General features: G+C 41.1%; 13 protein-coding genes. 7 read left to right on the top strand and 6 right to left on the bottom strand.

The genetic code is table 11. The features are described from left to right. Positions 1-161: 161 nt before the first annotated feature. Positions 162-1,160, bottom strand: a complete 999-nt coding sequence (gene galE / locus BV372_RS06760; RefSeq protein ID WP_086685050.1) for a UDP-glucose 4-epimerase GalE — start codon at positions 1,158-1,160, stop codon at positions 162-164. 249 nt (positions 1,161-1,409) lie between these two features. Between galE and BV372_RS06755 the strand changes: the two genes are divergently transcribed. Then, the gene (locus BV372_RS06755; protein ID WP_086685047.1) at positions 1,410-2,108 is read left to right on the top strand and encodes a hypothetical protein; all 699 of its coding nucleotides are present in this window, start codon (positions 1,410-1,412) and stop codon (positions 2,106-2,108) included. A 90-nt stretch (positions 2,109-2,198) separates the two neighbouring features. On the opposite strand, the gene BV372_RS37035 is transcribed toward BV372_RS06755, so the two are convergent. Beyond that, positions 2,199-2,495, bottom strand: coding sequence for a hypothetical protein (locus BV372_RS37035; RefSeq protein WP_143844993.1), 297 nt, complete (start codon positions 2,493-2,495; stop codon positions 2,199-2,201). A 38-nt stretch (positions 2,496-2,533) separates the two neighbouring features. Here BV372_RS37035 and BV372_RS06750 point away from each other — a divergent pair, with 38 nt between their 5' ends. The 3 genes from BV372_RS06750 to BV372_RS06740 all read left to right on the top strand — a co-directional run bounded on the left by BV372_RS06750 (position 2,534) and on the right by BV372_RS06740 (position 6,436). Beyond that, a complete protein-coding gene (locus BV372_RS06750) occupies positions 2,534-4,285 on the top strand; it encodes an ABC transporter ATP-binding protein (protein WP_086685044.1) in 1,752 nt (583 codons plus the stop codon). 86 nt (positions 4,286-4,371) lie between these two features. Further along, complete coding sequence (locus BV372_RS06745) at positions 4,372-5,673, top strand: sensor histidine kinase (RefSeq protein WP_086685041.1); 1,302 nt, start codon at positions 4,372-4,374, stop codon at positions 5,671-5,673. A gap of 130 nt (positions 5,674-5,803) precedes the next feature. Next, the gene (locus BV372_RS06740) at positions 5,804-6,436 is read left to right on the top strand and encodes a HupE/UreJ family protein (protein ID WP_086685038.1); all 633 of its coding nucleotides are present in this window, start codon (positions 5,804-5,806) and stop codon (positions 6,434-6,436) included. A gap of 161 nt (positions 6,437-6,597) precedes the next feature. Here BV372_RS06740 and BV372_RS06735 read toward each other — a convergent pair whose 3' ends face one another. After that, positions 6,598-7,275 (bottom strand): sugar transferase, encoded by a 678-nt coding sequence (locus BV372_RS06735; protein WP_086685036.1) that lies wholly within the window; start codon positions 7,273-7,275, stop codon positions 6,598-6,600. A 367-nt stretch (positions 7,276-7,642) separates the two neighbouring features. Between BV372_RS06735 and BV372_RS06730 the strand changes: the two genes are divergently transcribed. Further along, positions 7,643-7,948, top strand: coding sequence for a hypothetical protein (locus BV372_RS06730; protein ID WP_086685034.1), 306 nt, complete (start codon positions 7,643-7,645; stop codon positions 7,946-7,948). 90 nt (positions 7,949-8,038) lie between these two features. Here BV372_RS06730 and surE read toward each other — a convergent pair whose 3' ends face one another. Further along, on the bottom strand, positions 8,039-8,719 hold the full coding sequence (gene surE, locus BV372_RS06725; RefSeq protein ID WP_086685031.1) for a 5'/3'-nucleotidase SurE: 681 nt from the start codon (positions 8,717-8,719) through the stop codon (positions 8,039-8,041). Positions 8,720-8,770: 51 nt separating this feature from the next. Between surE and BV372_RS36040 the strand changes: the two genes are divergently transcribed. Next, positions 8,771-8,926 (top strand): hypothetical protein, encoded by a 156-nt coding sequence (locus BV372_RS36040; protein ID WP_179197996.1) that lies wholly within the window; start codon positions 8,771-8,773, stop codon positions 8,924-8,926. 33 nt (positions 8,927-8,959) lie between these two features. On the opposite strand, the gene BV372_RS06720 is transcribed toward BV372_RS36040, so the two are convergent. Both BV372_RS06720 and BV372_RS36035 read right to left on the bottom strand, forming a co-directional pair. Further along, complete coding sequence (locus tag BV372_RS06720) at positions 8,960-9,523, bottom strand: Uma2 family endonuclease (protein WP_086685028.1); 564 nt, start codon at positions 9,521-9,523, stop codon at positions 8,960-8,962. 120 nt (positions 9,524-9,643) lie between these two features. Beyond that, positions 9,644-9,787 (bottom strand): hypothetical protein, encoded by a 144-nt coding sequence (locus BV372_RS36035; protein ID WP_179197995.1) that lies wholly within the window; start codon positions 9,785-9,787, stop codon positions 9,644-9,646. Between the two features lie 369 nt (positions 9,788-10,156). Here BV372_RS36035 and psb32 point away from each other — a divergent pair, with 369 nt between their 5' ends. Next, a complete protein-coding gene (psb32, locus tag BV372_RS06710; RefSeq protein ID WP_086685023.1) occupies positions 10,157-10,900 on the top strand; it encodes a photosystem II repair protein Psb32 in 744 nt (247 codons plus the stop codon). Positions 10,901-10,909 lie beyond the last annotated feature (9 nt).

Here is a 10,909-nt window from a genome sequence, read left to right as displayed (position 1 = left end):
TCTTGCAAAAATATATTTTTGCAGGAGGGGGAAAGGGAAAAGGTTAAAGGGAAAGGGTTTGGAGTTCCTTTCCCCTTTTCCCCTTTCCCTTTTACCGACTTCTGCAAGAAGTCTATTGACTATTAACCCTTGACAAATGCCTAATGCCCCATGCCCCATGATTACTTATGCCGCTGTTGATGCCACTGCCACGCATGTAGCACAATATCTTTGATGCCTGGGTATTGAGGTTGCCAACCTAAGATTTTTCTGGCTTTCTCACTACTGCCGATTAAAGAGGGTGGATCTCCGGGACGGCGATCGCATTCCTGCACGGGGATCGTCAATCCTGTCACTTCCTCGGAAGCTGCAATTACTTCTTTAACAGAGAAACCTAGACCATTGCCTAAATTGAAAACTTCGCTATCCCCGTCTTTCAATAAATATTCCAATCCTAAAATATGGGCGTCTGCTAAGTCGCTAACGTGAATGTAATCTCTAATGCAGGTGCCATCGGGCGTAGGATAATCAGTACCGAAAATTGAAATGGATTCGCGCTTGCCTAAAGCTGTCAGTAGCACCAAGGGGATCAAATGGGTTTCTGGGTTGTGATCTTCACCGAGTAGTCCATTGGGATCGGCACCAGCAGCATTGAAGTAGCGAAAACGTACTGATTTTAAACCATAGGCAACGTCAAAATCTGAGAGAATGCGCTCCACCATTAACTTAGTAGCGCCATAGGGATTAATCGGATTTTGAGGATGATTTTCTGGAATCGGTACAACCTCCGGCACTCCATAAGTTGCACAAGTAGAAGAAAAGACAAATTTCTTAATGGACGCTGCCAGCATTGCTTCCAACAGCACCAAAGTACCTAAAACGTTGTTGCGGTAGTATTTGGCGGGGTCTGTAACTGATTCTCCTACGTAGGCGTAGGCTGAAAAGTGCATGACTGCATCAATATTGCGGGTTTGAAATAGCTGATCGAGCAAAGCGCGATCGGATGTATCGCCTGCTATCAGCTCTACTTGTAGAACTTTCTCTACTAAGTCGCGATGCCCGTACACTAGGTTATCAAGAATTACTACTTCATAACCCGCTCGCTTGAGGGCAAGAACTGTATGGGAACCTATATATCCTGCTCCCCCCGTCACTAAAATTGTGGGCTTTCTAGGCGACATAGTTTTTCCTTTTGAGTTATAACTACTTAATTAATTTAAGTTACTAGTGCCTCATTACTCATTGGCAAAATTCTAGATAATACACCCAGTATCAAAAAATTGCACTAAAATCACTACGACGGTAGTCTTTGGTTGTGAGGTTTGAGGTATTTTAAGTCAGGTAACAGTACGATTACAATTTGACGAGAAAATAAATCCGCTGCCCAAAACCTTGAGGCTGACCGCGGAAAATTTGAGAGTTAATATATTATGTTTCTACTCCTAAGCCGGGTACTACTGTGGTTATTAATTGGCACTGTTGTATATTCTTTGTTCCAAAGATTCTATCCAACAGGTAATTTTGTCGGGCGATTACTCGTAGTCATTGCGTTGATCGTCATCGCGCTGGCATTCATTAATCCCAACGAACCAGCGGTGGCGTCTATGTGGAGGTTGATATCATTCCCGCTAAGACCTCTGGGAGCGTCGGTTTTGTTGTTACTTTTTGCTGCTCAGAGAATTAAGGGAGGTGGAATCGATAAACCAGGAGGATACTTCTTGGGTTGGGCGCTGACAATTTTACTGTTAGCCAGTACACCAGCTATTGCCTACTTCCTGGTTAGGGCACCAATAGCAACAGTAGGTAATCCTCAGTTAGCTAGTTTAGGACAACTTACCCCCACATCTGAAACTTTGGTGGCGTCGGTTCCAGATAGCACGGCCAATATCTCCGATGTTGTAGAAAATGGCATTCTACCTCAAAGTGATATGGTTCGGTCAACCATCGCTTTGAATCCATTAGATATAAAAGTCCCGCCTTACCTATTGCAGAATCCTCAGGACATTAGAACACGCGGATTACGAATTGAAGACTTTGTACCAAGTGCAGAAACCCTGCAAGTCACAACCCAAGCTTGGGACAGTTATCTCAACCAGATTTACTTTTTCTTGCGTGGTCGTCAGACATAAAGCTAAAAAGTTAACAATAACTAGGCCAAAGCACTATGTTCTGGTGGCTGGCCTTTTTAAACTATGATTTCTGCCAGAATAAAAGGAGGTTCAGTAGATTTGCTTGCAAGAGTCATTTGTCATTGGTGAACCAGTGCGTTGCGGAGGACAGTTGCGTGGTGAGGCAATGCGGTCTTGGGGGTTCGCCCCTAATCCCCAGAGGGGACCCCGAGTCCCCCATGAGCAATTGCCGAAAGGGTTACCCGACTTGAGGAGCCACTGCGTTGGACGGGTTTCCCGGCTTAAAGCAAGTGGCGTCAAACTGTCCGTTGGGGTTCCCTCCCTTGTAGCAACTGGTGAACCCGAAGGGCCATTTGTCCTTTGCCATTTGTTATTTCTCTGCGGCACTAAGTTCCCCTACCCTCTGCTCCCCGACTTTTTTCTGAATGATACAATCTCGACGACTGGCTAAACTTGGTGCTTACCTGCGTCCCCATTGGCGGGAGGCAATGTTAGGTATTCTGGCTTTGTTAACTGTAAACGGATTAGGCGTTTACATTCCTTGGTTGATTCGCGCTTGTGTTGACAAACTCTCAACAACCTTTAGCTGGTACGAAGTTTTAAATTACGTAGTCATCATCATCTTGCTCAGTTCAGCAATGTGGTTAATCCGCATGGCTTCACGCATCTGGCTGTTTGGCGTGGGACGCGAGGTAGAATTTGACTTAAAACAGCGGATTTTTGAACACTTACTTAAGCTAGAGCCTGCTTACTTTGCCACCAATACTATTGGCGATTTAATTAGTAGGGCTACTAGTGACGTAGAAAATATCAAGCGGTTGTTGGGTTTTGCAGTCCTGAGTTTAGCAAATACAGTTTTTGCTTATGCTCTGACCCTGCCAGTGATGTTGACAATTAGTGTCGATCTCACTTTAGCTTCCCTGGCAGTATATCCCTTGATGTTCTTCTTGGTGCATCTTTTTAGCGATCGCCTCCGTAAACAACAAACGGTAGTACAAGAGCAACTTTCTGACATTAGCGAACTCATCCAAGAAGATATTAGCGGCATTGCCCTGATTAAAATCTACGCTCAAGAAGAAAACGAGCGTCGAGCCTTTGCCAAGAAGAATCAGGCACTATTGACTGCTAATTTGGAATTAGCCAAAAGCCGGAATACTCTGTTTCCCCTGATTGGCGGTTTAGCTAATATCAGTTCACTGGTAATTATCTGGCTAGGTGCAACACGAATTGCTGCTGGAACTCTTGCTGTTGGTGATTTTCTAGCACTACTAATTTATGTAGAACGTCTAGTTTTTCCTACTGCTTTGTTAGGATTTACCATTACTGCTTATCAAAGGGGTGAGGTGAGTATCGATCGTTTAGAGTCTATTCTCTCGGTGACACCGAAGATTCAAGACACAACCGATGTCATCCACTTACCCAAGAGTGATGTTAAAGGCAAACTGACGGCTAAAAATTTTAGTTTCACTTACCCTGGTGCTACTACCCCGGCTTTAGAGAATATCAACTTTACGATCAATCCTGGGGAAACGGTGGCAATTGTTGGGGCTATCGGTTCAGGGAAATCTACTTTAGCAAATGCCCTACCACGCTTGTTGGAGATTGAAGCAGGGCAGTTATTTTTGGATGGGTTGGATATTACGAAGATAGCATTAGCAGATTTACGAGGTGCGATCGCTTATGTTCCACAAGATAGCTTTCTTTTCAGCACCACAATCAGAAATAATATCCGCTACGGTGACCCAATTAGAGAACAGCAAAATGTAGAGATGGTGGCGCAGCAGGCACAGATTCACTCAGAAATTAGCAATTTTCCGCAGCATTACGAGACTATAGTTGGTGAACGCGGAATTACGCTTTCTGGTGGACAGCGGCAACGTACTGCCTTAGCTAGGGCAATGCTAGTTGATGCGCCAGTTTTAATATTAGATGATGCCCTCTCCAGTGTAGATAATCAAACTGCTACACAAATCCTAAAAAATCTCTCTACTGGTACTGATAGAAAAACAGTTGTTTTTATTACTCACCAACTGTCTGCTGCTGCGGCTGCTGACCGCATTTTTGTGCTCGACAACGGGAAAATTGTCCAGATGGGCAATCATTTAGAACTGGTGCAACAACAAGGTCTGTACAGGAAGTTGTGGAGCCAGCATCAGATAGAGGAATTATTACATTAGCGTTTAAGTACTAGAGACAATTCTCTGTAGTATGCGTATAATTTGTCAAATAACTTATTTAACAAATTATACAAAGTAAATACTTTATGCTGCAATTATTACAAAGTTTCTTTGTTGATGGAGGATTTATTCCGCATGGACACTGCTACCTCTGGAAACCAGGGTTATTATTACTACATATCCTATCTGATTTTTTGATTGCCTTAGCCTATTTCTCGATTCCTATTGCGCTGGTTTACTTTGTTAGGAAGCGAGAGGATTTGCCCTTTAAATCAATCCTTTTATTATTTGGAGCTTTCATAGTTTCTTGTGGTACAACACACTTAATGGAAATATGGACGCTTTGGCATCCAACTTATTGGCTGTCTGGTTTAATTAAAGCGATCACGGCTTTTATTTCAATTTATACAGCTATTGTATTACTGCCGATAATTCCTCAAGCCCTCGCTTTGCCAAGTCCAGCACAACTGGAGGTAGCTAACAGTCAACTGAAACTTACACTGCAAGAATTAGAAAAAACTCAGGCTCAACTAATTCATAGCGAAAAAATGTCTTGTTTAGGACAATTAGTTGCGGGTATTGTTCATGAAATTAACAACCCGATTAATTTTATTTATGGCAATAGTACAGCAGCTAATGAATATGCCGAAAACTTGCTCGATTTAGTTTCACTTTACCAAGAATGCTATCCAATTCCCCAATCAGAAATTCAAGTTCGCATTGAGAGGATTGATCTCGATTTCATTAGAGAAGACTTACCAAAAATCTTATCCTCTATACAAATGGGAGCCGATCGCATTCGCAAGCTAATCTTAGGTTTACGAAATTTTTCTCGATTAGATGAAGCAAATATAAAGGAAGTTGATATTCACGAAGGAATTGATAGCACTCTCCTGATTTTACAAAACCGCTTAAAAGGCAAAACGGATCATACGGAGATCCAAGTTATTAAAGACTATGGTCAATTGCCGAAAGTGGAGTGTTATCCTGGACAACTTAATCAAGTATTTATTAATATCCTAAATAATGCTATTGATAGTTTAAAAGGCTCAACTAATAAGCCTCAAATTTGTATTCATACTGAGGTTTTAGAGGGCAGTAATCAAGTGCTGATTCGGATTACAGATAACGGCTGTGGTCTGATACAAGAGGTACAAGAAAAAATATTTGATCCATTATTTAGTAATAAATCTAGTACAATCACAAATCTAAGTATGTCTATTAGCCACCAAATTGTTGCTCAACATGGTGGTCAGTTAAAGTGTATTTCAGCAGCAGAACAAGGGACAGAAATTGTCATTCAAATTCCCATGCGAATGAAATCTGCTGATTCACTAAGAATTAAACCAATAGATAAAATAGTTCCCTCTAATTCAAGCATCAATTAAAAATTGTGTAAAAACAGCAATTTTACATAACTTTACGTATTTACCGATATTTATAGTGAAGACTGTGTTAGTTTCTGGAGAAACTTGGGTAATATAAATTACCAAAAAAATAAATATTCGGTATAAATTGATGTTAACAGTTGAGTTATCAACATCTACTAGGTTACAGCGTCGTCATGCTGGGGCGATCGCATCTCTAGTTTTAATTAGTATATTGAGTTCCTTGAGTGGATTTGACTTTCATCCGTCTATTTCTAATTCCTGGGAAGGCTTGCTTTGGGGAATCGCAGATCCAGTAATTAGCTTAGATCGTTTGGCTAGTCTTGTAGTCATAGGCCTACTCTCGGCTGGAATGGTTCGTGGCGCTTTGATTGCTGCGGCTTTTGTGTCAGCAGGAGTTTTTGGTACAGTAATGCATCTGTTCCAGGTGAATTTAGTAGGTGCAGAAATTGGGATTGCAACTTCCACAATCGCCTTTGGCGCTATGCTGATGATATTAAAACAACCGAACTGGCTGTTACTTTTACTGCTGGGAGCGATCGCAGGTTTATTTCACGGTTATGCTGGTACTGGATCTGCCATTGAAACTGGAATGTTGCCTTTAGTTATTTATGTCCTAGGCGTTACCTTAACTCAATGTGCTGTAGTTATGAGTGCTAGAGAAATGTACTCAATGTTGCCAAATAGAATTCGCTTTGCTGGGTTAGCTTTTTCTGCGATCGGCATTGTATTTCTGCGCAATGCAATTAACTTAGTAATGTAAATAAATTAAAATAATTAATAATTACTAATTCGTAATTCGTAATTTTAGCAGACCCGGAAATTTCCTACTTAGAGAAGCAACCTCGTTGCTCTTGGTTTGTAAATCTCTATCTAAAAATCAATTACGAATTACGAATTCTTCAAATTATCGGCATCTTGTAATTAGCAAGCTCCTGTTTTATGGAAGAGGACATACAATGTTCTGGCAATCAGTAACAAGTCATAAAATATATGCCAATTTTGCTGATAACGTAGATCTAGATCAACTATTTGTTCAAAATCTGTTACTTGAGAACGACCATTAACTTGCCATTCGCCGGTTAAACCAGGTTTGACATTCAAACGTTGCCAGTGACGTGGTGAATAATTAACTACTTCATCAGCCGTAGGTGGGCGTGTACCTACTAGGCTCATTTCACCTACTAAAACATTCCAAAACTGAGGAATTTCGTCTAAGCTAGTACGTCGCAAAAAGCGGCCGACATTAGTTACGCGAAAGTCGTTTTGATTTTTAAAAATGAGTCCTTTAGCCTCATTTTTAACTAAAGATTTTAAACGCTCCGCATTACTAACCATTGAGCGAAATTTGCGAATACGGAATGGTTTTCCTAGATACCCATAGCGTTCTTGAGTAAAGAAAATTGGCCCTGGACTATCAATTTTAATGGCGATCGCAATTGGCACATATACAATTGCTAAAATTAATAACCCTACCAAGCTACCCACAATATCTAGACAACGTTTAAATTTAGATTTTACTGAGGGGTGAGGAATAAATTGTAAATCCCAAGCTGTAGAAGTGGCGTTTTGAAAAAAACTGTGTAATTGTGTGGGGTACATCATCCGGCTTAATATCGAGCGCTCAAAGTAAAATTACTTATCCTTGATTTGAATATATACTTAAGAGTATTAAAAAGATTTTGTTTTTTCCGTGTATTTACTTGAACTTTAACAAGACTGTTGAGAGCCGGATTTTTTATATTTTTAGGATAAAGTTATTTGATCATCTCCGGAGAAAGGTAAGTAAAGATGAGACAAATTTGTAATTAAGTTTATTCTCCCTATAATTAGCTACGAATAAATACGTAAAAATTATCAATTACATTTTAATAGTGGCGGTTTCCTAGTGTTAATGCGTATATTAAATTATTCAAGATCCGTAGCGATATTACTATGTTGATCTCTCAAAATTAGGGTGGTAAAGATCATGATGACAACAGGAGTCGAGGTTAAAATAGGCCGATTGGAATCGATTGTTGAGCAAATCGGCGAAGCAGTACTTTCTACTACAGAGACAATTGAAAGCCTTGCGCAAAGACTGGAGACTCTCAGCGTGCAAGTCGAAGCGCAAGGAAAGCAGTTACAGCAGCAAGGTTATCAAATTTTCGCATTGTGTGACGCTGTGCAGACTCTTGCTGAATCCCAGGATGATTCATTACAAAAACTCAGTCAACTGACACAAACCCTGGATAAGCTGATGATACTGCTACAAGGGTCAGATGAGGAAGGATAGTGGTAGAGGCGTGGGGGCAAGAAGGACAAGGAAGACAAGGGGACGTGGAGAAATAATCAATTACAAATGACCATTGACTCTTGACTACATTTACACCCTTAATTTGGTAACAGCAATGTTGCCAGAAAAACAGACATCCACATCGCTACCAGGAGTGCGATCGCGTTTGCTATATTCCCCTACATAATAAAAATCATCGCCGTCAATCCGGTAGTTAATTGGCAAGGCTTTAGTACAGGGTTGGCAAAACACCACTTCTGGGTATGGTTCTCCTGGTTGCAGATGTGGCAAATTCACGTTCCAGAAATTTCCTGGTTCTAGGGGACGCTGAAGTAAGTCAGCCAAAACTTCAGATGTGAACTTAGCAGCGAGTTCCCAATCAAAATTTTGTTTGGCTTTGCGATAGTGAGAAATGGCAATTCCGGGAATACCGTTCATTGCGGCTTCTCGCACCGCCGCCACTGTACCGGAAATATAGGCATCCACGCCCAAGTTACCCCCAGCATTGATTCCCGACAACACAAATTTGATATCTTCACTAATTTGTGAGATTGCAATTCTCACACAATCAGCGGGAGTCCCGGCGATCGCATATTCAGTTTGCGATCGCCGCTGAAGGGTGATGGGGCGAGTGGTAGTAACTTGATGTCCACAGCCAGATTGATGATCTCTCGGCGCAGCTACAATTACATTTTTTTCTTTGACAGCATTGAGCAACGCTTTTATTCCAGGCGCATCAATACCGTCGTCGTTAGTAAGAATGATAGTCATATATTTATACTGAGGAGCCAAGCATCCATTGCTGTAAATTGAGGAAAGCAAATGGAATTCTATCGTCAACTGCCCTTAGAGTCTAACAATCTCCTGCAACAGCTAGCCCAGTTGAGTGATGAGCATTTATTACGATCGCTGCGATTCAACATCGCTGTGGTTACTACAACTATGCGATCGCTCATTCATAAAAATTTTCTCTTCTAAACCACCAATAAATGCATCAGTCTGATCGCTTAGCTACACTTGCAACTCAAATCCAGGTAATATATCTTCTCCCGAAAGAATCGCTGGCATTTGCAGCACTTCCACAGCTTTATTGAGTCGGTAAATTTCTACTTTTGCATCTTGAGGATTAATCAGCCAACCTAAACGCAGACCATTTTCTATATATTCCTGCATTTTCTCTTGCAGCGGTTGAAGCCGATCTGATTCCGAACGCAGTTCAATGGCAAAATCAGGTACAAGTGGCGGAAATTTTTTTCGCTGTTCAAGTGTTAAAGCTTCCCATCGTTCCAATTTTACCCAAGCCGCGTCAGGCGAACGTTTTGCACCATTTGGAAGGATAAAAATAGTTGAAGAACTAAAAACTTTACCTAATTTAGCTTGACGATTCCAATTATTCAAGTCTGTAATTAAGTCTGCTTCTTGATTCCCGCTTTCTCCTCCTACTGGTGGCACAATGATTAATTTTCCTGCTGCATTCATTTCCAAGCTTAAATCTCTATTAGCAATACACAATTGATAAAATTGCTCATCGGTTAAATGAGCGATCGGTTCGAGATTGAGAACAACAGTATTCATTGAACTTTTCCTCTTGCCTTTTTTGCTAACATTTAGTTGCCTTTAGTTACAAGTTTAGCAGTCTAAATAAATCCCCACTCTCTCATATAAAGGTTTACTACAGTGAGGATTGGCAAATAGTTAGAGAGTACTTACCCTAAACACAATCCAATTCGCCCCCGCTTCAAAGTGGCGAGTGAGGCGATCGCCCTGAATTTGTAGAGGTGCTATTAAATAATCAGATGGCACAGGTGTTGGAGGTAGTGCAAGCGGGGTTGAAGTCACTAGAACATACTGCTTTTGTGCAGCAGTTGAGTGCAAAGAAATAAGCTGTCTTCCTTTGTGTTTGTGTGTTTAATTTGTTTAGAAAAGAAGTTAAAGTACGCACTCAAAAATCTTAAACTATATGGTATAATCCCCAAATGGTTTGCAAAATCCGCCCAATTTAGGAAATTATCTAAATTGGGCGGTATTTCTTGGCGGTGGCAGTTTGTAGCAGCAAGAATCAAAACTCATTTGAGCCACAAAACTTTCACAGTAAAATCCATATTTGGGATATAGCTAAAACTTTCAAATGAAAAAAGCTATAAACCAGGTGATTTTGACAGTGGTTGTGTAGTATTTTTGGTGCAAGACTGTCTGAGAGTTTATCCAATGAAACAGCTCCTCAACCAAGTAATTATCATCCCAAAATACCTGATTAGGCTAATTCTGCCATTAGTAGCGATCGCTCTAGTTTCTTGTCTAGTTGTGCCATCAGCCTTAGCCACTGGGGCATATCAAATACCCAACCTTGCAGTAGATAATAGCACCTGGGTTGTGGATCAAGCAGACGCGATCAGCCGTGTGAATGAAGGTAAGATTAGCAGCACCTTGGAAGATTTGGCAAAGAAAACTGGTTACGAAACCAGAATTGTCACCATTCGCCGACTCGACTATGGAGAAACACCAGAAAGTTTTGCCAAAGCGCTGTTTGAAAAATGGTTTCCCACAAAAGAAGCACAAGCCAATCAAACTCTATTGGTAATTGACACGGTTACCAATGGCACCGCCATTATTACTGGAGATAAAGTCAAGCCTTTGCTCTCAGATTCTATTGCTGAGAGCGTAGCTACGGAAACCGTCATGGCTCCATTGCGTAGTGGTAACAAATATAACCAAGCATTCTTAGATGCAAGCGATCGCCTAGTCGCCGTCCTCTCTGGCCAAACAGATCCCGGTCCACCCAAAATCGTTGAGAATGTGCAGGTAGAAGGCACCTTCAAGACAGCAGAAGAAACTGACAAAGATAAAGGTAATGCCACTGCTTGGGTAGTAGGGCTATTAATTGCCGCTACTATTATCCCGATGGCAACTTACTATCTCTACCAAGTTAACCAACCATCGAACAATAGCTAATAGCTGATA

The sequence above is a fragment of the Nostoc sp. T09 genome (assembly GCF_002154695.1).
In the GTDB taxonomy this organism is placed as follows: Bacteria; Cyanobacteriota; Cyanobacteriia; order Cyanobacteriales; family Nostocaceae; genus Aulosira.
This window is presented reverse-complemented; position numbering and strand designations above follow the sequence as displayed.